Annotated in this window: 28 protein-coding genes; 9 read left to right on the plus strand and 19 right to left on the minus strand. The window is 52.7% G+C overall.

Annotated elements, in window-relative coordinates:
* Positions 1-55 precede the first annotated feature (55 nt).
* The 3 genes from yrbN (at position 56) to mtr (ending at position 3,416) form a co-directional block, all read left to right on the plus strand.
* Positions 56-136, plus strand: coding sequence for a protein YrbN (gene yrbN, locus C3D30_RS01600; protein WP_010723222.1), 81 nt, complete (start codon positions 56-58; stop codon positions 134-136).
* Positions 129-2,018 carry an ATP-dependent RNA helicase DeaD gene (gene deaD, locus C3D30_RS01605; protein WP_105286366.1) on the plus strand — a complete coding sequence of 630 codons (1,890 nt, stop codon included), beginning with the start codon at positions 129-131 and terminating at the stop codon, positions 2,016-2,018. The genes yrbN and deaD overlap by 8 nt, the downstream gene beginning before the upstream one ends.
* Before the next feature lie 153 nt (positions 2,019-2,171).
* Positions 2,172-3,416 (plus strand): tryptophan permease, encoded by a 1,245-nt coding sequence (gene mtr / locus C3D30_RS01610; RefSeq protein WP_000224360.1) that lies wholly within the window; start codon positions 2,172-2,174, stop codon positions 3,414-3,416.
* Positions 3,417-3,488: 72 nt separating this feature from the next.
* On the opposite strand, the gene C3D30_RS01615 is transcribed toward mtr, so the two are convergent.
* The 3 genes from C3D30_RS01615 to ubiU form a co-directional block, all read right to left on the minus strand.
* Positions 3,489-4,496: a luciferase-like monooxygenase gene (locus tag C3D30_RS01615; protein ID WP_105286367.1), complete on the minus strand. Its 1,008-nt coding sequence runs from the start codon at positions 4,494-4,496 to the stop codon at positions 3,489-3,491.
* Positions 4,497-4,576: 80 nt separating this feature from the next.
* The gene (locus C3D30_RS01620) at positions 4,577-5,455 is read right to left on the minus strand and encodes a U32 family peptidase (protein ID WP_024212613.1); all 879 of its coding nucleotides are present in this window, start codon (positions 5,453-5,455) and stop codon (positions 4,577-4,579) included.
* Positions 5,456-5,463: 8 nt separating this feature from the next.
* A complete protein-coding gene (ubiU, locus tag C3D30_RS01625; RefSeq protein WP_000421305.1) occupies positions 5,464-6,459 on the minus strand; it encodes a ubiquinone anaerobic biosynthesis protein UbiU in 996 nt (331 codons plus the stop codon).
* A 208-nt stretch (positions 6,460-6,667) separates the two neighbouring features.
* Here ubiU and ubiT point away from each other — a divergent pair, with 208 nt between their 5' ends.
* Positions 6,668-7,192: a ubiquinone anaerobic biosynthesis accessory factor UbiT gene (gene ubiT / locus C3D30_RS01630; protein ID WP_001295552.1), complete on the plus strand. Its 525-nt coding sequence runs from the start codon at positions 6,668-6,670 to the stop codon at positions 7,190-7,192.
* Positions 7,186-7,689, plus strand: a complete 504-nt coding sequence (locus tag C3D30_RS01635; RefSeq protein WP_000908554.1) for a GNAT family N-acetyltransferase — start codon at positions 7,186-7,188, stop codon at positions 7,687-7,689. Before ubiT ends, C3D30_RS01635 begins: the two co-directional genes overlap by 7 nt.
* Here the strand turns inward: C3D30_RS01635 and yhbQ are convergent.
* Positions 7,676-7,978, minus strand: coding sequence for a DNA damage response exodeoxyribonuclease YhbQ (yhbQ, locus tag C3D30_RS01640; protein WP_010350072.1), 303 nt, complete (start codon positions 7,976-7,978; stop codon positions 7,676-7,678). The genes C3D30_RS01635 and yhbQ overlap by 14 nt on opposite strands.
* A 50-nt stretch (positions 7,979-8,028) precedes the next feature.
* Between yhbQ and C3D30_RS01645 the strand changes: the two genes are divergently transcribed.
* Positions 8,029-8,472, plus strand: a complete 444-nt coding sequence (locus C3D30_RS01645; protein WP_105285375.1) for a YhbP family protein — start codon at positions 8,029-8,031, stop codon at positions 8,470-8,472.
* Here C3D30_RS01645 and yhbO read toward each other — a convergent pair.
* Positions 8,452-8,970, minus strand: coding sequence for a protein/nucleic acid deglycase (yhbO, locus tag C3D30_RS01650; RefSeq protein WP_000037602.1), 519 nt, complete (start codon positions 8,968-8,970; stop codon positions 8,452-8,454). The two genes, C3D30_RS01645 and yhbO, sit on opposite strands and share 21 nt — an antisense overlap.
* Before the next feature lie 127 nt (positions 8,971-9,097).
* On the opposite strand from yhbO, the gene C3D30_RS01655 reads away from it, so the two are divergent.
* Positions 9,098-9,733, plus strand: coding sequence for an NAD(P)H-binding protein (locus C3D30_RS01655; RefSeq protein ID WP_000084526.1), 636 nt, complete (start codon positions 9,098-9,100; stop codon positions 9,731-9,733).
* Between the two features lie 72 nt (positions 9,734-9,805).
* A complete protein-coding gene (locus C3D30_RS01660; protein ID WP_105286368.1) occupies positions 9,806-10,846 on the plus strand; it encodes a permease in 1,041 nt (346 codons plus the stop codon).
* A 103-nt stretch (positions 10,847-10,949) separates the two neighbouring features.
* On the opposite strand, the gene dolP is transcribed toward C3D30_RS01660, so the two are convergent.
* Genes dolP through lpoA form a run of 4 tightly spaced genes read right to left on the minus strand, consistent with a single transcriptional unit; the run spans position 10,950 to position 14,534 of the window.
* Positions 10,950-11,525, minus strand: coding sequence for a division/outer membrane stress-associated lipid-binding lipoprotein (gene dolP / locus C3D30_RS01665; RefSeq protein WP_000646033.1), 576 nt, complete (start codon positions 11,523-11,525; stop codon positions 10,950-10,952).
* Between the two features lie 9 nt (positions 11,526-11,534).
* On the minus strand, positions 11,535-12,125 hold the full coding sequence (gene diaA, locus C3D30_RS01670; protein WP_001158034.1) for a DnaA initiator-associating protein DiaA: 591 nt from the start codon (positions 12,123-12,125) through the stop codon (positions 11,535-11,537).
* Positions 12,126-12,144: 19 nt separating this feature from the next.
* Positions 12,145-12,540: a YraN family protein gene (locus C3D30_RS01675; protein WP_000246838.1), complete on the minus strand. Its 396-nt coding sequence runs from the start codon at positions 12,538-12,540 to the stop codon at positions 12,145-12,147.
* Positions 12,498-14,534, minus strand: a complete 2,037-nt coding sequence (gene lpoA / locus C3D30_RS01680) for a penicillin-binding protein activator LpoA (RefSeq protein ID WP_000249112.1) — start codon at positions 14,532-14,534, stop codon at positions 12,498-12,500. The genes C3D30_RS01675 and lpoA overlap by 43 nt, the downstream gene beginning before the upstream one ends.
* A gap of 64 nt (positions 14,535-14,598) precedes the next feature.
* Between lpoA and rsmI the strand changes: the two genes are divergently transcribed.
* The gene (gene rsmI / locus C3D30_RS01685) at positions 14,599-15,462 is read left to right on the plus strand and encodes a 16S rRNA (cytidine(1402)-2'-O)-methyltransferase (protein ID WP_000809263.1); all 864 of its coding nucleotides are present in this window, start codon (positions 14,599-14,601) and stop codon (positions 15,460-15,462) included.
* A 50-nt stretch (positions 15,463-15,512) separates the two neighbouring features.
* Here rsmI and C3D30_RS01690 read toward each other — a convergent pair whose 3' ends face one another.
* The 10 genes from C3D30_RS01690 to agaV form a co-directional block, all read right to left on the minus strand.
* Positions 15,513-16,280, minus strand: coding sequence for a galactosamine-6-phosphate isomerase (locus C3D30_RS01690; protein ID WP_105286369.1), 768 nt, complete (start codon positions 16,278-16,280; stop codon positions 15,513-15,515).
* A complete protein-coding gene (gene agaD, locus C3D30_RS01695; protein WP_000534348.1) occupies positions 16,281-17,072 on the minus strand; it encodes a PTS galactosamine transporter subunit IID in 792 nt (263 codons plus the stop codon).
* A complete protein-coding gene (agaC, locus tag C3D30_RS01700) occupies positions 17,062-17,865 on the minus strand; it encodes a PTS galactosamine transporter subunit IIC (RefSeq protein ID WP_105286370.1) in 804 nt (267 codons plus the stop codon). Before agaC ends, agaD begins: the two co-directional genes overlap by 11 nt.
* A 37-nt stretch (positions 17,866-17,902) precedes the next feature.
* Positions 17,903-18,379, minus strand: a complete 477-nt coding sequence (gene agaB, locus C3D30_RS01705; RefSeq protein ID WP_000098036.1) for a PTS galactosamine transporter subunit IIB — start codon at positions 18,377-18,379, stop codon at positions 17,903-17,905.
* Between the two features lie 165 nt (positions 18,380-18,544).
* Positions 18,545-19,405 carry a tagatose-bisphosphate aldolase subunit KbaY gene (gene kbaY, locus C3D30_RS01710; RefSeq protein ID WP_016159722.1) on the minus strand — a complete coding sequence of 287 codons (861 nt, stop codon included), beginning with the start codon at positions 19,403-19,405 and terminating at the stop codon, positions 18,545-18,547.
* Between the two features lie 12 nt (positions 19,406-19,417).
* Positions 19,418-20,572 (minus strand): AgaS family sugar isomerase, encoded by a 1,155-nt coding sequence (locus C3D30_RS01715; RefSeq protein ID WP_105286371.1) that lies wholly within the window; start codon positions 20,570-20,572, stop codon positions 19,418-19,420.
* Between the two features lie 427 nt (positions 20,573-20,999).
* Positions 21,000-21,434 (minus strand): PTS galactosamine/N-acetylgalactosamine transporter subunit IIA, encoded by a 435-nt coding sequence (agaF, locus tag C3D30_RS01720; protein ID WP_000948830.1) that lies wholly within the window; start codon positions 21,432-21,434, stop codon positions 21,000-21,002.
* Positions 21,435-21,451: 17 nt separating this feature from the next.
* Entirely contained in the window at positions 21,452-22,330 is an 879-nt protein-coding gene (gene agaE / locus C3D30_RS01725) for a PTS N-acetylgalactosamine transporter subunit IID (protein ID WP_016231475.1), read from the minus strand.
* A complete protein-coding gene (gene agaW, locus C3D30_RS01730; protein ID WP_000406230.1) occupies positions 22,320-23,099 on the minus strand; it encodes a PTS N-acetylgalactosamine transporter subunit IIC in 780 nt (259 codons plus the stop codon). Before agaW ends, agaE begins: the two co-directional genes overlap by 11 nt.
* Before the next feature lie 10 nt (positions 23,100-23,109).
* Positions 23,110-23,583, minus strand: coding sequence for a PTS N-acetylgalactosamine transporter subunit IIB (gene agaV / locus C3D30_RS01735; protein ID WP_016159723.1), 474 nt, complete (start codon positions 23,581-23,583; stop codon positions 23,110-23,112).
* Between the last annotated feature and the right edge of the window lie 6 nt (positions 23,584-23,589).

The raw sequence follows: 23,589 nt of genomic DNA on the forward strand, positions 1-23,589 counted from the left end.
GTGAGGGCGTTGTTGTTCGTTAATACACCTACTTTGAGCCGGTTCACACTTTTCAATGAAAATTGCTGATCAATTTCATGATGAGTTATGTAGACTGGCCGCCATTAATTTTGAGGCACACGTACTACATGGCTGAATTCGAAACCACTTTTGCAGATCTGGGCCTGAAGGCTCCTATCCTTGAAGCCCTTAACGATCTGGGTTACGAAAAACCATCTCCAATTCAGGCAGAGTGTATTCCACATCTGCTGAATGGCCGCGACGTACTGGGTATGGCCCAGACGGGGAGCGGAAAAACTGCAGCATTCTCTTTACCTCTGCTGCAGAATCTTGATCCTGAGCTGAAAGCACCACAGATTCTGGTGCTGGCACCGACCCGCGAACTGGCGGTACAGGTTGCTGAAGCAATGACGGATTTCTCTAAACACATGCGCGGCGTAAACGTGGTTGCCCTGTACGGCGGCCAGCGTTATGACGTGCAATTACGCGCCCTGCGTCAGGGGCCGCAGATCGTTGTCGGTACTCCGGGCCGTCTGCTTGACCACCTGAAACGTGGCACTCTGGATCTCTCTAAACTGAGCGGTCTGGTTCTGGATGAAGCTGACGAAATGCTGCGCATGGGCTTCATTGAAGATGTTGAAACCATTATGGCGCAGATCCCGGAAGGTCATCAGACCGCTCTGTTCTCTGCCACCATGCCGGAAGCGATTCGTCGCATTACCCGCCGCTTTATGAAAGAGCCGCAGGAAGTGCGCATTCAGTCCAGCGTGACTACCCGTCCTGACATCAGCCAGAGCTACTGGACTGTCTGGGGTATGCGTAAAAACGAAGCACTGGTACGTTTCCTGGAAGCAGAAGATTTTGATGCGGCGATTATCTTCGTTCGTACCAAAAACGCGACTCTGGAAGTGGCTGAAGCCCTTGAGCGTAACGGCTACAATAGCGCCGCGCTGAACGGTGACATGAACCAGGCGCTGCGTGAGCAGACTCTGGAACGCCTGAAAGATGGTCGTCTGGATATCCTGATTGCGACCGACGTTGCGGCTCGTGGCCTGGACGTTGAGCGTATCAGCCTGGTAGTTAACTACGATATCCCGATGGATTCTGAGTCTTACGTTCACCGTATCGGTCGTACCGGTCGTGCGGGTCGTGCTGGCCGCGCGCTGCTGTTCGTTGAGAACCGCGAGCGTCGTCTGCTGCGCAACATTGAACGTACTATGAAGCTGACCATTCCAGAAGTAGAACTGCCGAACGCAGAACTGCTGGGCAAACGTCGTCTGGAAAAATTTGCCGCTAAAGTACAGCAGCAGCTGGAAAGCAGCGATCTGGATCAATACCGTGCACTGCTGAGCAAAATTCAGCCGACCGCAGAAGGTGAAGAACTGGATCTCGAAACTCTGGCAGCCGCACTGCTGAAAATGGCACAGGGTGAACGTACTCTGATTGTTCCGCCAGATGCGCCGATGCGTCCGAAACGTGAATTCCGTGACCGTGATGACCGTGGTCCGCGCGATCGTAACGACCGTGGCCCGCGTGGCGACCGTGAAGATCGTCCGCGTCGTGAACGTCGTGATGTTGGCGACATGCAGCTGTACCGCATTGAAGTGGGTCGTGATGATGGCGTTGAAGTTCGTCATATCGTTGGCGCGATTGCTAACGAAGGCGACATCAGCAGCCGTTACATTGGTAACATCAAGCTGTTTGCTTCTCACTCCACCATCGAACTGCCGAAAGGTATGCCGGGTGAAGTGCTGCAACACTTTACGCGCACTCGCATTCTCAACAAACCGATGAACATGCAGTTGCTGGGCGATGCACAGCCGCATACTGGCGGTGAGCGTCGTGGCGGTGGTCGTGGTGTCGGTGGCGAGCGTCGTGAAGGCGGTCGTAACTTCAGCGGTGAACGCCGTGAAGGTGGTCGTGGTGATGGTCGTCGTTTTAGCGGCGAACGTCGTGAAGGCCGCGCACCGCGTCGTGATGACTCTACCGGTCGTCGTCGTTTCGGTAGTGATGCGTAATACACGCTGACCATCGAACACAATCTGTAAAATAATATATACAGCCCCGATTTTAACAATCGGGGTTTTTTTTCTGTCTTTTGTACTCGCGTACTGGTACAGTGCAACACATAACAACGCAGTCGCACTATTTTTCACTGGAGAGAAGCCCTTATGGCAACACTAACCACCACCCAAACGTCACCGTCGCTGCTTGGCGGCGTGGTGATTATCGGCGGCACCATTATTGGCGCAGGAATGTTTTCTCTGCCTGTGGTCATGTCCGGTGCGTGGTTCTTCTGGTCAATGGCGGCGCTAATCTTCACCTGGTTTTGTATGTTGCATTCCGGTTTGATGATTCTGGAAGCTAACCTGAATTATCGAATCGGTTCGAGCTTTGACACCATCACCAAAGACTTGCTGGGCAAAGGCTGGAACGTGGTCAATGGCATTTCCATTGCCTTTGTGCTCTATATCCTGACTTACGCTTATATCTCTGCCAGCGGTTCGATTTTGCATCACACCTTCGCAGAGATGTCGCTAAATGTCCCGGCACGGGCGGCGGGTTTTGGTTTTGCACTGTTGGTGGCGTTTGTGGTGTGGTTGAGCACTAAAGCCGTCAGCCGAATGACGGCGATTGTGCTGGGGGCGAAGGTCATTACCTTTTTCCTCACTTTCGGCAGCCTGCTGGGGCATGTACAGCCTGCGACATTGCTCAACGTCGCCGAAAGCAATGCGTCTTATGCGCCTTATCTGCTGATGACGCTGCCGTTCTGCCTGGCATCGTTTGGTTATCACGGTAACGTGCCGAGCCTGATGAAATATTATGGCAAGGACCCGAAAACTATCGTCAAATGTCTGGTGTACGGTACGCTGATGGCGCTGGCGCTGTATACCATCTGGTTGCTGGCGACGATGGGTAACATCCCGCGTCCGGAGTTTATCGGCATCGCCGAGAAGGGCGGCAATATTGACGTGCTGGTACAGGCGTTAAGCGGTGTGCTGAACAGTCGTAGTCTGGATCTGCTGCTGGTAGTGTTCTCAAACTTTGCGGTAGCGAGTTCGTTCCTCGGCGTAACGCTTGGTCTGTTCGATTATCTGGCAGATCTGTTTGGTTTCGACGACTCGGCTCTGGGTCGCTTTAAAACGGCACTGTTGACCTTTGCACCGCCTGTTGTTGGTGGCCTGCTGTTCCCGAACGGATTCCTGTATGCCATTGGTTATGCTGGCTTAGCGGCTACCATCTGGGCGGCAATTGTTCCGGCGCTGCTGGCTCGCGCATCGCGTAAACGCTTCGGTAGCCCGAAATTCCGCGTCTGGGGCGGCAAGCCGATGATTGTCCTGATTCTGGTGTTTGGCATTGGCAATGCACTGATCCATATTTTATCGAGCTTTAATTTGCTGCCGGTATATCAGTAAGGGTGAGGTCTGATGCCCTCACCCTAACCCTCTCCCACAGGGAGAGGGGACTGCCCGGCGCGGAAAATGCACTTACCCCAACAACTCTTCCTTCACATCCATCGCCAGCTCAAACGAATGCAGCCGCGCCTGGTGGTCAAAAATCTGTCCGTTAACCATAATCTCATCGGCGTCGGTTTCGCGCAGGATTGACTGCAAGCCATGACGCACTTTCGCTTTATCACCTACCAACGACATACTCAGCGCCTGCTGCACGCCATACTGCTCGGACGGTGACCAGAACTGATCCATATTTTCAATCGGCGGCGGCAGTTGCCCGGTTTCGCCACGGCGCAGCTTCACGAAGGCTTGCTGCATCGAGGTAAACAGGAATTCGGCGTCGCGGTTGCTGTCGGCGGCGATAATATTGATGCACACCATCGCGTATGGTTTCTCCAGCCGTGCCGACGGTTTGAAGTTGCTGCGATAAAGATGTAGCGCCTGGAACAACATATCCGGCGCGAAGTGTGAGGCAAACGCAAACGGCAGGCCAAGCTGCGCCGCCAGTTGTGCGCTGTAAAGGCTGGAGCCTAACAACCACACCGGGATTTTCTCGCTATAGCCAGGCACCGGGCGCACATGCGGATTTGGATCGCGGGCGTCAAACCAGTCCACCAGCTCTGCAACATCACGGGGGAAATTATCAATATCACCGCTCATATGTCGACGTAGCGCCATCATTGTCCGTTGATCGCTACCCGGTGCACGACCCAGCCCTAAATCGATTCGCCCCGGATAGAGTGTATTGAGCGTGCCAAACTGTTCGGCAATCACCAACGGTGAGTGGTTAGGTAACATCACGCCGCCGGAACCCAGATGCAGCGTGGTGGTGTTCGCCGCCAGATAGCCAATTAACACCGATGTGGCAGCACTGGCAATGCCGGTCATATTGTGGTGTTCCGCCAGCCAGTAGCGATGATAGCCGCGCTTTTCAGCCAGACGGGCGAGGTCGAGAGAGTGGGAGAACGCTTCTCGCGCTGAAGAACCTTCGGGAATGGGGGCCAGATCGAGTAGCGAAAAAGGAATAGTTTTATCAGTCATAACAGCTCACTTTGTTACCGATTAATCTTTAATACTGCATTAAAGAGTAGTTAAACTTGTTAACAAAGTGAGCTATTTACTTACGCTTGCAACTCCAGTCCTGCCAGCCGTCGCCAGTAGCCGTTACAATCGCTGTTTGCCGTCAACGGCAGTGGCGCAGCGCCATTTTCATTGGCGCGGAAGGCGTCGAGCATAGCGAAAGTGTCAGCACCCTGCGGTGACAGGCGAACCACATCGACCAGCCCCTGCATGGATGCCAGCTCGTTACCTAGGTTGTACACGTAGCCGCTCATAGTCTGAATACCGTTGAGTACAAACACTTGCTGATTCTCTTGCGACAGCACGTTGCGCCCGTTCGGATACTTGATGCAGCAGGTTTCACACTCATCTTTCGGGCGGTCTTCCGAACGCGCGGTAAAGCAGCGGGCGGAATAGGCCAGCGGCAGATGACCGTAGCTCAAGACTTCCACTTCAAACTGGTTGCGAATGCCCAGCTCATCGCACTGATTGAGCAGATTCACCAGCCAGTCGCGGGAAAGTTCCACCGGCATACACCAGCGCATCATGCCCTGTTTGAGTAATATTTTCAGCGTCACTGCGTTGTAGCAGTTCAGCGCGTGCCCGGCGACGAACGGCAGTTTGCGTTCAGCGCACATATTCACCACGCCGAGATCGCTGGCTTCAATCAGAAATTCGCCATTCTCAACATAGCGTTTCAGTTCGCCAAGTTCAGAGGATGCCTGAACCAGCGCCAGTGTGGAGAGCACAATCTGCTTGCCGCTACCGGCGAGCGATTTTGCCATCTCCAGCCAGTCGCCAACTTTGGTTGCCCGACGCTTGCTGCACACGGCTTCACCGAGATAAATAACATCGGCGCTGCTGGCGGCGGCCTGCTGATAAAATTCTTCCAGCGTCTCTTTTGGCCAGTACCACAGCACTGGCCCTAAGGAATATTTCATTGCTTTTCTCACTGCCATTTACGGTGATACGCGCCAAGGGTGGTTTGCGTGCCTTCGGACATCGACCCGAGCGTCTCCATCCACGCGCTTTGCGGTACGAAGTTTTGTGGATCGGCCTTACAACGGTCGATAGCCTGGCGCCAGACTTTCGCCACCTGGCTGACATACGCCGGGCTACGCTGGCGGCCTTCAATTTTCACCGAAGCAATATTTGCCGCCATTAACTCTGGCAGTAGTTCCAGGGTATTGAGGCTGGTTGGTTCTTCCAGCGCGTGATAGCGTTCGCCGTCTACCAGATAACGCCCTTTACACAGCGTCGGATAACCTGCGTTTTCGCCATCCTGATAACGGTCGATCAGCACTTCGTTAAGACGGGATTCCAGCCCCTGCGGCGTTTGTTGCCAGCGCACGAAGCGAGCCGGAGAACACGCACCGACGGTGTTGGGCGACTCACCTGTCAGATACGACGACAGATAGCAACGGCCTTCCGACATAATGCACAGGCTGCCGAAAGCAAAGACTTCCAGCGGCACAGGAGTAACCCGTGCCAGTTGTTTCACCTGATGAATCGACAACACGCGCGGCAGCACCACGCGGGCAACGTCAAAATGGCGATGATAAAAGTTGATCGCCTCTTCATTAGTCGCTGAAGCCTGCACCGATACGTGACGCTCAATATGTGGATAACGCTCGGCGGCGTACTCCAGCATGGCGAGATCGGCGAGGATCAGCGCGTCGGCACCCAATTGCGCCGCCATGTCCACGGCGCGCTGCCAGCGGGCATAGCCGTCCGGGTGCGCAAAAGTGTTAATTGCGATGTGAAGTTTGCGGCGATGTTGATGGACAAAACTCACCGCTTCCTGCAATTTTTTCTCGGTAAAGTTAAGGCCGGCGAAGTGGCGGGCATTGGTATCATCTTTTAGCCCGATATAAACAGCATCTGCGCCGTTTTCGATGGCCGCCTTAAGCGCCGGGAGATTTCCGGCAGGGCAGAGCAGCTCCATAATTTTTCCTGAAGGTTGCGCTATCAAAGCGCAAAAATGTTAACGAACTGGGATTTTAGTTAACCTTGCTGCGACAATTTTTGATTTAAGGCAGTTAAAGTTGTATTGGTGGTATTAGCAATTTCATATGGAATTGTTGATTTATACCGCTATGTTATTTTCCTGATATGGCAAAATAGGACGATTGTTGAAACAGGGAGTAAAACTCGTGTTGGATAAACTGCGTTCCCGTATTGTGCATTTGGGGCCATCTCTGTTGAGTGTACCGGTAAAACTGACGCCATTTGCGCTAAAACGCCAGGTTCTTGAGCAGGTCTTAAGCTGGCAATTTCGCCAGGCGCTGGACGACGGCGAGCTGGAGTTCCTTGAAGGTCGCTGGTTAAGTATTCATGTGCGTGATATTGATCTGCAGTGGTTTACCTCGGTGGTGAATGGCAAACTGGTTGTCAGCCAGAACGCGCAAGCTGATGTGAGTTTTAGTGCCGACGCCAGCGATCTGCTGATGATTGCGGCGCGTAAACAGGATCCGGATACGCTCTTCTTCCAGCGTCGGCTGGTGATTGAAGGCGATACGGAGCTGGGGCTGTATGTGAAAAACCTGATGGACGCCATTGAACTGGAGCAAATGCCGAAAGCCTTACGCATGATGCTGCTGCAACTGGCGGATTTTGTTGAGGCGGGAATGAAAACCGCGCCTGAAACCAAACAGACATCGGTAGGTGAACCATGCTAATTCGAGTAGAAATTCCCATTGATGCGCCGGGTATTGATGCCTTGCTGCGTCGTTCATTCGAAAGCGATGCGGAAGCGAAGCTGGTTCACGATCTGCGTGAAGATGGCTTTCTGACGCTGGGGCTGGTGGCGACAGATGACGAAGGTCAGGTCATTGGCTATGTAGCATTTAGTCCGGTTGATGTGCAGGGCGAAGACCTGCAATGGGTTGGCATGGCGCCGCTGGCGGTTGATGAAAAATACCGTGGACAGGGGCTGGCACGCCAACTGGTCTATGAAGGACTTGATTCGCTTAATGAGTTTGGCTATGCCGCAGTGGTGACGCTGGGCGATCCGGCACTGTACAGTCGTTTCGGCTTTGAGCTGGCGGCGCATCACGATCTGCGTTGTCGCTGGCCGGGCACTGAAAGCGCCTTCCAGGTACATCGTTTAGCGGATGACGCGCTGAATGGCGTAACTGGTCTGGTTGAGTACCACGAGCATTTCAATCGCTTTTAATCTCCGGGGTTTGCAGACTCCTTAATAACTCTGCAAACCCTACGCCTTCCGCTACCAGACGCTCTTTTTGCCGTTTGGTTAACTGCTTAACGCGATATTCCGCCCGTAGTGCCAGCGAACGGTCGCCTACTGGCGCGGAAAACGCCAGCGTTAGTTCTCCTTTCCCACGCAGTGCTTTCGCGCCTTTGCCGCTCTGGTGCTGCTGATAGCGGCGTTCGACATCCGTGGTGATCCCGGTGTAAAGCTTATTATCGGCGGTACGAATCAAATAGAGATACCAGGGTGTCATCGTTTGTGTCACATGTTAAGGTCAGGCCACCAGTATAAAAGAGAACAAAAATGGAAACACTCACCGCTATTAGCCATTGGCTGGCAAAACAACATGTTGTCACCTGGTGTGTGCAGCAGGAAGGGGAACTGTGGTGCGCCAATGCCTTTTATCTCTTTGATTCGCAAAAGGTTGCTCTTTACATTCTCACGGAAGATAAAACGCGTCATGCACAGATGAGCGGGTCGCAGGCTCCGGTTGCCGGTACGGTAAACGGTCAGCCGAAAACGGTGGCGTTAATCCGTGGCGTACAGTTTAAAGGCGAGATCCGCAGGCTGGAAGGTGAGGAAAGCGACCTTGCGCGCAAGGCGTATAATCGTCGCTTTCCGGTTGCCAGAATGATGTCGGCACCGGTTTGGGAAATCCGGCTCGATGAAATCAAATTCACCGACAACACGCTGGGCTTTGGTAAAAAACTGGTCTGGCTACGCGGCTCAGGCACCGAGCAGGCGTAACGCCTCGCGGTTAAATGCTGGCAGATCGTCCGGCGTCCGGCTGGTAACCAGCTGATCTTTATCGACCACCACTTCCTGATCGTAAAATTCCGCGCCTGCGTTTTTAACATCAATAATGATCGGTTTAACGGCGGTCAGCTTACGACCGCGAATAACATCGGCGCTAATCAGCAGTTGCGGGCCGTGGCAGATAGCGAAGACCGGTTTACCGCTATTCACAAAATCTCGCGTGAAGGTGACAAAACGGTTGTCGCCACGCAGATAATCTGGTGAATGGCCACCAGGAAGCAGCAGGGCATCAAACTCTGCTGGCGTCACTTCATCGATGGATTTATCAATGGTGACGCTGGCTTCCCCTTTTTTCCCTTTCACCGTTTTACCCGCTTGCTTTTCAATAGTGACAACTTCGTGCCCGGCTTTACGAAATGCGTCTGCGGGTGAAGTAAATTCTGAATCCTCAAATTCATCAGTGATTAAAACAGCAATCTTTTTACTCATGCTTCCTCCGCGTTGTTGCATTGGATGAGGCGAATTTCCCACAATCGGGGATAATTACCTCGTAGACTATTAAGCCTGGTGCATGTACCGGGGAGTGCAAGGCGGACAATTCTGTAAAGGAGCGAAGATGAGTCAGGTACTGATTACAGGCGCAACGGGGCTGGTGGGCGGTCACCTGCTGCGGATGTTGATTAACGAACCGAAAGTTAACGCCATAGCCGCGCCGACGCGACGCCCGTTGGGCGATATGCCAGGCGTGTTCAATCCCCATGATCCACAACTGACCGACGCGCTGGCGCAGGTTACCGATCCCATCGACATTGTGTTTTGTTGTCTCGGCACCACGCGGCGGGAAGCGGGTAGCAAAGAAGCATTTATTCATGCCGATTACACGCTGGTCGTGGACACCGCGTTAACCGGACGGCGGCTGGGTGCACAGCATATGCTGGTGGTTAGTGCGATGGGCGCAAACGCGCATTCGCCGTTTTTCTATAACCGCGTCAAAGGGGAGATGGAAGAAGCGCTAATTGCCCAGAACTGGCCGAAACTGACCATTGCGCGTCCGTCGATGTTGCTGGGCGATCGTAGCAAGCAGAGGATGAACGAAACGCTCTTTGCGCCGCTGTTCCGTTTGCTGCCTGGCAACTGGAAATCCATTGATGCACGGGATGTGGCGCGGGTCATGCTGGCAGAAGCCATGCGGCCTGAACATGAAGGGGTGACTATTTTAAGCTCTTCAGAACTACGCAAAAGAGCTGAATAATTATTCCCAAGAATTGATAGTGAGCGTAATATTCACGCGCTCAATTATCATAACTTATTCCTGGGGAATGCTATGACTGGTCAGTCTTCATCTCAGGCGGCAACGCCCATTCAGTGGTGGAAACCCGCGCTTTTCTTTCTCGTTGTCATTGCTGGTCTTTGGTATGTGAAATGGCAACCTTACTACGGCAAAGCGTTTACTGCTGCCGAAACCCACAGTATCGGTAAATCTATCCTTGCGCAGGCGGATGCTAATCCGTGGCAGGCGGCGTTGGATTACGCGATGATCTATTTCCTCGCGGTATGGAAAGCGGCGGTGCTGGGGGTGATCCTCGGTTCGTTGATTCAGGTGCTGCTCCCTCGTGACTGGCTGCTGCGTACGCTTGGGCAATCGCGCTTTCGCGGAACGCTGCTGGGAACGCTGTTTTCGCTGCCGGGCATGATGTGTACCTGCTGTGCGGCTCCGGTCGCGGCGGGGATGCGTCGCCAGCAAGTGTCGATGGGCGGTGCGCTGGCATTCTGGATGGGGAATCCGTTGTTAAACCCGGCGACGCTGGTGTTTATGGGGTTTGTCCTCGGCTGGGGTTTTGCGGCGATTCGTCTGGTGGCAGGGCTGGTGATGGTGTTGCTGATTGCGACGCTGGTGCAAAAATGGGTGCATGAGACACCGCAAACCCATGCTCCAGTTGAAATTGACATGCCGGAAGCGCAGGGCGGATTTTTTACCCGCTGGGGAAGGGCGCTGTGGACTCTGTTCTGGAGTACGATCCCGGTTTATATCCTGGCGGTGCTGGCGTTGGGTGCCGCTCGCGTCTGGTTATTCCCCCATGCCGATGGTGCTGTCGATAACAGCCTGATGTGGGTGATTGCGATGGCGGTAGCGGGATGCTTGTTTGTCATTCCCACGGCAGCAGAAATTCCGATTGTACAAACGATGATGCTGGCAGGTATGGGAACAGCTCCGGCGCTGGCATTGTTGATGACGCTCCCGGCGGTGAGTTTGCCGTCGCTGATTATGCTGCGTAAAGCGTTTCCGGCGAAAGCATTATGGCTGACGGGGACGATGGTGGCGGTGTCTGGTGTGATTGTCGGTAGTCTGGCGCTGTTGGCCTGAAACATGTCGGATGCGGCGTAAACGCCTTATCCGACCTACAGTTTGCGCCGTTGTAGGCCTGATAAGACGCGGCAAGCGTCGCATCAGGCATTACAAGGGACAGTTATTTAATAAACGTAAACGCCGTGGTCACCCGCTTCACGCCGCTCACCCGGCTGGCAATATCTGCCGCCGCTTTTGCTTCACGTTCAGTCACCAGCCCCATCAGGAACACTTCGCCGTTTTCGGTGGTTACTTTCACGTTGGACGATTTCACCAGGTCGCTGGTTAAGAGCTGCGAACGCACTTTGGTGGTGATCCACGTATCGTTAGACGCTTCGCCCAGACCAATCGGCTGACCCTGACGAATCTCGTTATACACTTCGTTGGCACCGTCTACGCCCATAGCAATCTGTTTGGCGCGAGCCGAAAGTTCAGCGTTTGGTGACTGCCCAACCAGCAGCACTTTGCCCTGATAGGCCGTTACATTAATGCGTGCTTCTTTCTTAATCTGTTCGTCTTTTGACAATGCGCTGTTCACGCGCACTTCCAGAGTACCATCGTCCACCTGGGTGCCGACACTGCGGGGGTCGGTCGCCGCTTTAGTACCCACAGCGGCAGTACCTACTACGGCAGCGGCAACACAACCTTGCAACAGCAGCGCGGAAATAAGGACTGCGATTGGCGATAATGCCTTCATGTATTCTCCTTAATCATCCTGGTGAGGGAAAAGCGTGTTATCGATCAGATCGCACAGGCAATTTACCGTCAGCATATGCATTTCCTGAATGCGAGCACTACGATGCGAAGGAATGCGGATCTCCACGTCCTGTGGCCCTAACAAACCGGCAAGTTCGCCGCCGTCATAGCCGGTCAATGCCACAATGGTCATATCACGTGTCACGGCGGCTTCAACTGCTTTTACGATATCGCGGCTGTTGCCACGGGTAGAAATGGCTAATAACACATCTCCCGCATGTCCCAGCGCCCGCACCTGTTTTGCATACACTTCATCATGTAAGCGATCGTTGGCAATCGCCGTTAAGACAACATTATCAGTATTTAGTGCAATGGCAGGTAGGCTGGGTCGTTCCGTTTCGAAACGGTTGATCATGCTGGCAGCAAAATGCTGTGCATTGGCAGCGGAAGTTCCATTACCACAACAGAGGATTTTGTTGCCATTGAGCAGAGACTGAACCAGCGTCATGGCTGCACGGGAGATGGCATCCGGAAGCGCCTCTGCCGCTGCAATTTGAGTTTGAATGCTTTCAGTGAAGCAAGCTTTGATTCTTTCTTGCACGCTAATCCTTAAACCTTAATTATGAGTGGTCATTAAAGGCGTCCTTAATCCACTCAACCTCATTCCCGGTGAAGGCTATCACATCGAACCGGCAATCCACAGTATCAAAACTCCCATTATGACGCGCGAGCCACAAGCGGGCAGTCTGTAATAATTTGTGTTGTTTGCTGCGGGTCACACTGGCTGCTGCGCCACCATATAGGGCAGAGCGGCGGTAGCGCACCTCAACAAAAACGGTGGTCTGGCCTTCATGCATTATCAGATCAATCTCGCCGCCACGCTCGTTCACGTTAGCGGCGACAAAGCGCAGTCCTTTGCCTTCCAGCCAGCGACGCGCTTGTGCCTCCCACGCATCGCCGGTCTGTTTAGTGGTTAACTGGCGGGGACTACCTGACCTTGTTGGTACTGTAGCCATGATAACTTCCTGTTAATCACGCAATCCGGGTTAGCCGTCAGACTTCCGGTATTACCGTTGATTTCAAAACCCTGAACCTGGCGCATTTGCGAGAAATGATTCGCCAGTGACCAGGCATCGACGCCCATCGCATACATGCGCGCCAGCGAATAATCATTATTTACCGCACTGAGCGCCTGCTGCATTAACGGCAGATTACCGCCTGCCAGCATCGGGATTTCGCTGTACTGCAAGCCTTCCATCTCCAGTCGGAAATCCGGACCAGCAGAGCCTCCTGCGCTGCGGGAGCTGGCGTACAACGTTGCACCGCTGTGACTGCCGTTACGCATGGCGATCATCGGTTTGATGAAGGCGATTTCGGCTGGCGTTGCCACAATGTACACCGCATCGACACGGCCGCCATTATCGGTGAACTGGTCTCCGGTCGGCGTGGTTTGCAGGGTTGGATTGTTGGTCGTCATGCCGGAGTCGGTTGTCGCTCTGGGTGTAATCGGGCTACCTGTTAAAGCGATACCTGCACGGCCGTTAACACCCGCGTGTAATTCGCTGGTGGAACCAAATTTTTGTTGCAAAACGGTGCCGCCGCCGAGTTTCTGCCACTCTTGCGCAAACGCATTGGCTACGCGATCGCCCAACGAACTGCGTGGGATCAGTACCAGCGGTGCTTGTTTACCCTGGTCACGAATATGACGCGCTGCATCGCGCGCTTCATCTTCTGGCGATAGCGCGAAGTAACAGATATTGGCGCGGTTTTCGATATTTTCCGGCTGATTGAGTGCCAGCACGTTCAGCGGGGTGTTGCTCTTGAGCAACTCCTCAACGTTATTTTTTAGCAGTGGACCGACTACAATACTCGCGCCATCCTGCTGAACCTGGTTGAGGATCTGGCTAAGTGGTTGTGATGAGGTATCGTAGATTTTCAGTTCTGCGGATGGATTCGCCGGAGAGCTTACCGCTGCGGTGCTTGCCGGAGGGGCGCTTACAGGCACCGGCTGTGCGGCGGTTTCTTCACCTGTCAGATCGCTAACAGACGCTTGTGCCGGGCTGGCAACGCCGTCTACGGTTTGCGGCTGGGGTTGTTCTGCTACGTCAGCGACAGGCGCGGCTGCTACCTGAGCCGCTACCGGCTGAGTGCCGATATTTTTCGCCGCTTCAAAGCCTTGCTGAATAGTGCGACCAAACACTGCGGCCTGACCATTCAACGGTAACAGCAGGGCAATTTTGTTGGTTGACGCTGGTTTAAACGCTTTTACATTTACCAACTGCGTTGGCAGCATTTTCGCGCCCGGATTGTTCGGATAACGTTTCTGCCAGTCAGCGATCCCGGCTTTCATCATCTCGGGGTCATTGCGGTTATCAAACCAGACGCGTTGCAGATCCAGCCAGCCTTGCAGGATGTTTTCGTCGGCGTTGATCACCAGCGTATTCGCCTGCTGCTGGGTCATGGCGGAGAGCGCCTGCCAGGTGGCATCGATATTCTGCTGTTTTTCTTGCGCACCGAGTAACGGTTCCTGAGCAATTAATGCGCGCAATAAATCAATGGAAGGACGTCCCTGACTGGCATCGATTTTTGCCTGCCAGTAACGAGCCTGCTGGTTTTGCTCTAAATCTGCCGGAGTAATTTTAGCCAGCAAGGTCTGCGCGCCAGCAAAATCTTTTTGTGTCAGCTTAATCTCTACCGCCAGCAGAGATTTTTCACGACGCTGGATATCGTTCAGTTCTTGCGGCAGCTGGTTAAACAGTTCAACCGCCTGCCCGGTTTTACCTTCTTTCACCAGTGCACGAATGGCGAGTAATTGCCAGTTGATCCTGGTATCATCAGAGCTTTGCTGCATCTGCTGAAGATAAAAGGCAGAATCGGCCTGCGCCGTGCCCTGCATATAGGCAGTGGACTGATCGGGGGTATGGGTGCCACAACCGGCGAAAATCAGGGCTGCCAGAACAACAGGCAGACAACGCGCGGCTTTCAAACGAGAAAATGTTGAGGGTACCATAATGTATCCAGTGATATTTTTTTTACGCAATTCTCAATATTAAATCGGCAATACGGACGACACAATGAAACAACACCAATCGGCGGATAATTCTCAAGGTCAGCTCTACATTGTACCGACGCCAATCGGCAATCTGGCGGATATCACCCAGCGTGCGCTGGAGGTATTACAGGCCGTTGATCTGATTGCCGCCGAGGATACGCGTCATACCGGTTTACTGCTGCAACATTTTGGGATAAACGCCCGACTGTTCGCTCTGCACGACCATAACGAACAACAGAAAGCCGAAACGCTGCTGGCGAAGCTGCAAGAGGGACAAAACATTGCGCTGGTTTCTGATGCCGGAACGCCGCTGATTAACGACCCTGGTTACCATTTGGTGCGTACCTGCCGTGAAGCGGGGATTCGCGTGGTGCCGCTACCGGGACCGTGTGCTGCCATCACTGCATTAAGCGCCGCTGGTTTACCATCCGACCGTTTTTGTTATGAAGGCTTTCTGCCCGCTAAATCGAAAGGCCGCCGTGATGCGCTAAAAGCGATTGAAGCGGAACCGCGCACGCTGATTTTTTATGAATCAACCCACCGTCTGTTAGATAGCCTGGAAGATATCGTCGCGGTGCTAGGTGAGTCCCGCTACGTGGTGCTGGCGCGAGAACTGACCAAAACCTGGGAAACTATTCACGGCGCGCCCGTTGGTGAGCTGTTGGCGTGGGTAAAAGAAGATGAAAACCGCCGCAAAGGTGAGATGGTACTGATTGTCGAAGGACATAAAGCGCAGGAAGAGGACTTGCCTGCCGATGCGCTGCGCACGCTGGCGCTGTTACAGGCAGAACTGCCGCTGAAAAAAGCGGCGGCGCTGGCAGCAGAAATTCACGGCGTGAAGAAAAATGCGCTGTATAAGTATGCGCTGGAGCAGCAAGGGGAGTAATTACAGGCGTTGCAGCAGGAATAAGAGCTGCAACGCCTGTTCCTGGCGAGTTAACGACGACACATCTCATCAATTACGCATGTGAAATGGTTATGCAGCCATAAAAACGACGCCGGGATAGTGGTGGAGACTTTAGTCGTGAGAAAACGTTCTGTCGCATCCTGCTTTCCTTCGCCAGTCACCAGTAACAAAACTTCGCGGGCATTGAGAATATCCTTCAAGCCTAAGGTGATCCCGTGAGTCACGGGACGACCAGCGGTTTTTAACATCTCATGCTGCTGGGTTTTCGCATCAAGTTGGCTGATATGGCAGGCCGGTTGCAGGCTTTCTCCCGGTTCGTTCAGCCCAAGATGACCGTTTTTCCCTAGTCCGAGAACGCACAAATCGAGACCGCCTTTGCGCGCAATCAGATTCGTTACCCGCTCGCACTCTGTCTCGTTTATCTCTTCGGAGCGAAAGCTGATGAGCTGGTCTTCACGTAACCCCAGCGGCTGCACGATATGCTTCTGAAGGAAAGTTTCGCAGGTGCCGGGCGCGGTTAATGGCAGATCCACCCATTCGTCGAGCTTCACGAAGGTGAGTTGGCTGACATCAACCTGCTGCTGGTGGATTTTTTCTACCAGATAATGATATGTCAGTAATGGTGTCGCTCCGGTCGCGAGGCAAATCACGGCCTTTGGTTTGCTACGGATCACGTCCAATAAATATTCGCTGGCGCGCTCACTTAACGCCGTATAGTTTTCAACTTGCTGTAAGGTTTGCACAGGATGAAATTCCTTAAGTAAAGAGGCACCACCAGGCGCAGTGCCTTGTTCCATTTACAAAATGCCGAATGCGGAACAAACAATAGAGAGCACAAACGTCACGCCGATTAACAGCACCGGATGCGCTTTTTTCACCCGCAGGAAGTAATACATCAGCAGGGTATAGGCCATCGGTAAAATATTCGGGAAGACTTTATCGAAGAAATCCTGTTGCAGCGCGACGCTGTGGCTACTGTCGATAGCAAACGACGTCACCACATTAATATGCACATACGAAGCGATCAGCCCGCCGATTACCGTGATCCCGAGGATGGTTGCCGAACGGGCGATCATTTGCGAGTTCTCTCGTACTTTATCAATAGCCTTCACGCCGACTGAATAACCGACGTGGGTCCAGCCGACGCGCAGGAAAAAGATAAGCAGGTAAACGGCGAAAAACAGAATCGGCCCCAGCAGGTTTCCCTGACTGGCAAACGATGAGCAAATCCCCGCCATAATCGGCAACAAGGTAAACCAGAAAATCGCATCGCCAATCCCGGCGATTGGGCCAAACAGCGCCACTTTCAGACCCTTAATGGTGTCGCGGTTTTCTCCTTTCTCTTCCATCGAAATCAATAACCCCATCAGGAATCCGACCAGATTCGGGTGGGTATTAATAAATTCGAGATTATCTTTCATCGCCGCGCTTAAGCCCGGTTTGTCGTCCTTATAAATCTTTTTCAGGATCGGCAACATCGCCCAGGTAAAGCCGCCAGCCTGCATCCTTTCGTAGTTAAAGCTCGCTTGCAGCAGCGACGAACGAAAGCCCAGACGGGTGATATCTTTTTTACTGATTTCAGATCCCATTGCTGTAGTCCTCTTCTTCATTTTTACTGGCAACGGGCTGCGGTTGCGCTTGCTGCCGGGATTTCGCATTGAAAAACTCATACACCGCAAAGCCTGCGCCCAGTACGGCAACCGGCAACAGGTTGCTGACCTGGATGTAGCAAACAAACAGGAAACCGGCGATCAGGTAAGGGATATATTGCGCTTTGAACATCACGCGCAGCAGCAAGCCAAAACCGACGGCAGGCAGAATACCGCCAGCCACTTCAAAGCCGTGGGTCAACCATGTGGGCATTGCTTTTACCAGCGCCTGCATCGCACCTTGCGCCAGGTAAGTACAGAGGAAAGCAATCACCGCATACGAAAAGGCAACAATCAGCATCGTTGTCCAGTTAAGTTGGGAAAACGCTGCTGTATCCGCCTCTTTGGCGCATTTATCGGCTTTGCTCATAAATAGCGAGAATGCCGAATAGAAGAACAGAATGAGGTACTGCATTAACAGGCTGAACGGCAGGCCAAGACCAATCGCCGTTTTGGCATCGACGCCCGTAGACCATGCAATAACGGTAGTCATCAGACCGGCCATAATCGGGTTAGGCGGCTGAACACCACCAGCAGGGGTTAATCCGGCGAAAGCCAGTTCTGTCAGACCACCGGTAATTAAGCCAGTCTGAATATCACCGAGAATAGCGCCAGTCAGGGTACAAACGATTATCGGGCGGAATAAAAATAAGGCTTCCAGCCAAAAATCAATCCCCAGAACGAATACTAACGCCGACAGGGATAATCCCTGAATTAGGGTTATTTCATGCATTTTATTACCTCAAACTAATATTAAGGCGATTTTAGATCTAGTCAGGGATTTGTTCTTTTTGATCGCCGGGGACATCCTGAATAAAAACATTCACGCCGCGTTGTTTAATAAAGCGTAAGTCCGTGAGATCCTGGTCATCGACATAAACTTTACTACTTATTTGCTTTTTCCCTTCCGAGAAATGCATATTGCCGACGTTGACATCTTTCAGATCAATGCCACCTTCTACTAATTTACGTACCGTTTGCGGCGTACGGCAAATCAGAAAAATCTTCTGATGTGGTGCAGCTTTGCCGATGACATTAATGGTTTTTTCGACAGTAAAGAAACGGATACCAAAGCCGTAGGTTTCCGCAGTAATACCCATCAGTTTCTGCTGAATATCATCGTTAGCGACAACATCATCCACGACCACCAGCAGATTCGCACCGATGGTGGATGTCCAGGTCACGCCAACCTGGCCATGAACCAGACGGTTATCAATACGGGTTAAGAGAATATTTGGACTGCTCATTATGTAATCCTCACCATAAAAATTGAATAATATAATTTTAAAATATATTATCGTTGCGATATTGTACTGATGTATTTATTACGGTTTACTCATTTCCTTTGCCATTAAGGCACTACCCGATATTAGTCGAGCAGTACTTATTAATAAATTTTATAAAATTAATGATTATGCTGAAATGCGATTTGCTGAACCACAGACATTAATTTTATTTCTGACCACTTCTTTCATTGCATCCATGCCGACGCGCATATAATAGCGAGGATCATTACCCTGCGGGTTTTCTGCAAACCAGGCTTTAACCGCGCCGGCGAAGGCTATTTTTAATTCTGTTGCGACATTAACTTTCGTCACACCCAGTTTAATAGTCCAGCGAACAAATTCATCCGGGACATCGCTGGCGCCATGCAGTACCAGAGGGATGTCTACCATTTCACGAATTTCCGCCAGCCGCTGAAAATCAATTTTCGGTATTTTTCTGTACAGGCCATGCGCCGTACCAATCGCTACCGCCAGGCTGTCGACGCCAGTCTGTTTGACAAAGCGTCTGGCTTCTTGTGGGTCGGTGAGGAACGCGCTTTCTGCGTCAACACTCATATCATCTTCCACGCCTCCCAGACGGCCCAGTTCGGCTTCCACACTGCAATCCTGCGAGTGGCAGAAGTCGACAACCGATTTCACCAGTTTCACGTTTTCAGCAAACGGGAAGTGACTGCCGTCGATCATCGCGCTGCGCACGCCAGCGTGGACTTTACGGCGAATATCATCGAGCGATTCGTGGTGGTCGAGATGCAGTGCCAGCGGCATGTTGTAGGTTGTGGAATAGGCGCTACACAGGGCGTAGATCTCTTCCAGCGCGATATGTTTGAAGGTTCCCGGCGTCCCGGCGAGAATGACTGGCGATCGCATTTCACTGCACACTTCGAGGATCGCCTGGATCGTCTCGGCGTTATGGATGTTAAACGCAGGCACCGCGTAGCCATTGGCCTGGGCGTCCTGTAACAGATATTTGGTGGAGATAATGCTCATAATGCGATCCTCTTATGCCTGCCACGGATGAATAATTACACCTTGCACCACGCGGTTTACGGTGCCACTGGCTGATGGGGAATCCGGCGTATTGTCCATATGTAGCGACTGCATCAGTGCAAACGTCTGGGCGTACATCAGGAAGCAAAATGCCTGCTCAACGTCGATAAAGTGACGGGATGGCGGCAGGATGATATGCGGGCCGGCGGCGATAGTGTCGTTGCTTTCAGCGGCGATGGCGATCACGCGCATTGCCTGGTTATCGCGGCGGAGTTCTGCCAGCAGATCAAGATCATACTGACGGGTGTAGGGGTGGCTGGAGACAAACACCACCACCAGCGTTTCGTCATCGACCAGTGATTTCGGGCCATGACGGAATCCGGTCGGGGAATCATAAAAGGCCACCAGTTTACCCGCTGTCAGTTCCAGCACTTTCAGCGCCGACTCGCGTGCCGCGCCCTGTAAGCCACCGCTACCGAGATAAACGATCCGCTTCCACGGCGCGTAACCAAACACGCCTTCGCTGAAATCGCCGAGCGAGGTCAGGATCGCCTGGCAACGATCCGCCACATCGCGGAAGGTCTGGCTGTTGATCATCTCAGGTGCGAAAACCGCGAGGCAGCTGGCCATCATGGTGGTAATACTGCTGGTCATCGCAAAGCCGCGATCGTGCGTTTCTGCGGGCATCAGTAGGGCAAACGCGTTATCGCTGTTGATCGCGTTTTGATAGAGAGCGCCCGCTTCATTGCAGGTGATCGGCAGGTGATAGCACTCCGGTACAAACTTATTTGCCAGTTTCACGGCGGCGACGCTTTCCGGGCTATTGCCGGATCGACCGAAGGAGATCAACAGCAGCGGATGCGCTGGATTCAGATAGTCCATTGGATTGGTAACCAGATCGGTGGTCGGTACGGCGCTGAAGTTTTTGCCTGTATGGCTGGCGAGCCACGGCGCGATGATGTCACCGATAAATGCCGAGGTTCCGGCTCCGGTCAGGATTATCCGCAGATCCTCTTTGCGCAGTAACGGTGCAAGGAAACTGTTGAGCGCGGAACGTAGCGCGTCAATGTTGGCGAGCGAACGAAGCCACGCGCGAGGCTGATGGCGGATCTCTTCTTCAGTCCATGTGCCGGTGGTGGTGGTCGCAGGGGGGTAATTTTCTGGCATAACTAAATCCTTAGTTTGATGAACTTGACGTCTGGCATTATCGCTTTCGCTTTCCTTTCGTTTCATTTCACTTGATGATATCTTTCGTTGATTAAAATTTATAGAAAAGAAACTGAAAGTTCAACAATGAAGAAAGAAATAAAACGAAATTTGTGATCGTTGAAAGAAAAGACAAGGGAAGATAAAGGTATTGCGTGATGGGGGGATATTTGCACCGATTGCCGGATGCGGCGTAAACGCCTGATCCAGCCAGGCTGCCACCTGCCCAGCCGTAGGTCGAATAAGACGCGTCAGCGTCGCATCCGACACCGGTGCAAAAGTCAAAACAAAAGAAAAAAGTCTCGTAGGGGAAGTGAAAGCCAGATAAAGAAACGAAAGTGTAAAATGCCACTCACTGTCTTTTACCAACAGCGGCGGGGCGTTTACCTTATATTCCTTCCTCGACCGGACATTCTTTATGGTAGCGACCTAATTCGTCCACCAGACTGGTCAGCCCACGGTGTCCGCACTCCAGCGCCTGCACGCGGAATTCTTCGCTGCTTAACCCTTCGCGCTCCAGCACCATTTCCAGTAATAGTTGCAAATTAGTGCCGGTGATCACTTCACAGCCCGGTTTTTGCATCGCCAGCGTTGAAGCTACGCGAAACGGCGTGCCTCCCAGCAAATCCGTCAGAAAAACAATGCCGTCTTCACAATCCAGTTGGGCGATAGCCTCTTCAAGCTGCGATGTAAGCAGCGCAGTGCTTGAGGTTTCTGGAAAATCAATGGCGATAAACTGCGATTGCTCACCGAGGATTTGCTTCATTGCTTTTTCCATGCCGCTGGCAAATCCGCCATGCCCTGTCAAAATAATACTTAACATCTAATACCTCATTGTATTTAAAGGAAATGACAGAATTTACCGACGATGCCGAGAACCACAGTGATTGCAATCAGGCGCAGCGGACTCCAGCCGCGACGTACCAGCCAGAACATGGTCAGGGTATAGACCAGCGGCAAGAAGGCAGGCATCAGTTTGTCGATAACGTCAGTCTGTAGCTTAACCACTGCGTCGCCCGCCGTGATTTCCAGCGTGGTGCTTAATCGGACATAGGTTGCTACCAGCGCGCCGATCACCGTCATCCCGACGATAGACGCGGCATGACCGACTTTTTTGGTATTCGCTTTAATCAGCGGGATCGCCGCGACGCCCATTCGATAAGCGTAATGCGCAAGACCAAAACGCAGACCGAGATGCACCACGTTGAATAACACGATAAATACCACAGCGCCGAGAATGGAGCCTTGCAGCGCCAGACTGGCGCCAATCCCGCCGCAAATTGGCAGCAGCGTCAGCCAGAACATCGCATCGCCAATCCCGCCGAGCGGCGCACCAACGGCAATCTTGGTGCTCTGAATACTGTTCACGTCCTGTTTTGAGCGTTCCATCGCGAGGATAATGCCGATAACAAACGTCACCAGAAACGGGTGAGTATTGAAAAAGCCCATATGGCCTTTCATGGCACGCGCCAGGTCGCGTTTATTGGTGTGGATCTTTTTCAGTGCAGGCAGCAGACCGTACAGCCAGCCGGAAGCCTGCATACGTTCGTAGTTGAACGAAGCCTGTAACAGCATGGAACGCCAGGCGACGCGGTTGATATCTTTTTTCGTCAGCTCTGCGCCAATGCTCTGATCTTCATATACGTTTTCATTGACGCCAGTCAGCAGTGTTTCTTCGTTTTCACTGACGTTCGGCAAGGTCGTTTGATTAGATGCCATCTTCAAATTCCTCTTTCTGTGCCGCAGGTTGAGTCGGTTCAGGAGATTTACGTAGTAGGTCGATCAGCGCCATAGCCAGCGCGGCGGCAGCAATAGCCAGCACCGGTAACTTGAGCCAGGCGGCGGCAACAAAGCCCAGGATGAAGTAGGGGATGTAAACGTTTTTCATCATGATTTTCAGCAGCACGGCAAAACCGATTGCTGGCATGATGCCGCCTGCGACGCCAAGGCCGTCGATTAACCGTTGCGGCAGGACATCAATGATGGTTTTGGCATGTTCCGCGCCGAAGTAAATCGGCAGGAAAGCACAAAGAAAATAGAAGGTGCCGAGCGCCAGCAGTGCCAGATAGTTCACTCGCTCAATGCCGCGTGTATCGGCATTTTCCGCCATCCGGTCACAACGGGACATTACGCCAGACATCACCGAGAACAGGAAGGTAATCCCCATCTGTACCGCGACGGCGAAAGGCACGGCGACACCGACTGCGACATCGGGTTTCACGCCGGTGGTAATAGCAAATGCCGTACCGACGATAGTACCGATAATGACGTTAGGCGGCTGTGCGCCAGCCAGCGGAGCCAGCCCCATCCATACCAGTTCCAGCGTACCGCCGGTTAAAATACCGGTATGTAGATCGCCAAGTACCAGCCCAACCAACGGCCCAAGAACCACCGGGCGGTGTATATGGGTTAAGCCGTTAAACATATCCAGGCCAGCGATAAAGGCGAGAATGCCCAACACGAATGCCTGCAACAGACTGATTTCCATGATGAATCCCTCAAAGTAATTTAAAGAGCTCCACAGCAGGTTCTGTCGGGACGCCCTGAACGAAGCATTCCACTCTGGCGGTTTTCAGATCGTTAAACGCCGCGATATCACCCGCATCTACAGAAACCGTTTTGGCGATTTGTTGCTTGCCATTGGCGTAATGCATATTGCCAACATTAATGCGGCTCACCGGGACACCACCTTTCACCAGCGTCAGGAAATCGGCTGGTGTTTTGCAAACCAGCAGGATTTTCTGCCGGTCAGCGGCGCGATGGATGTTATCGATCACTTTTTGCAACGACCAGAAACGCACAGCGATCCCTTCTGCCAGTACCATTTCCATCAGGTTTTGTTGTACCGGATCTTCGGCTACCTCGTCATTGGCTACCAGAACCAGATTTGCCCCCGCAAATCCGACCCACTGAACGCCGACCTGACCGTGAATCAAGCGTTCATCGATCCGGCTTAAAACAATATTTGGCATAGCGTG

The organism is Escherichia sp. MOD1-EC5433 (assembly GCF_002966005.1).
GTDB lineage: Bacteria > Pseudomonadota > Gammaproteobacteria > Enterobacterales > Enterobacteriaceae > Escherichia > Escherichia ruysiae.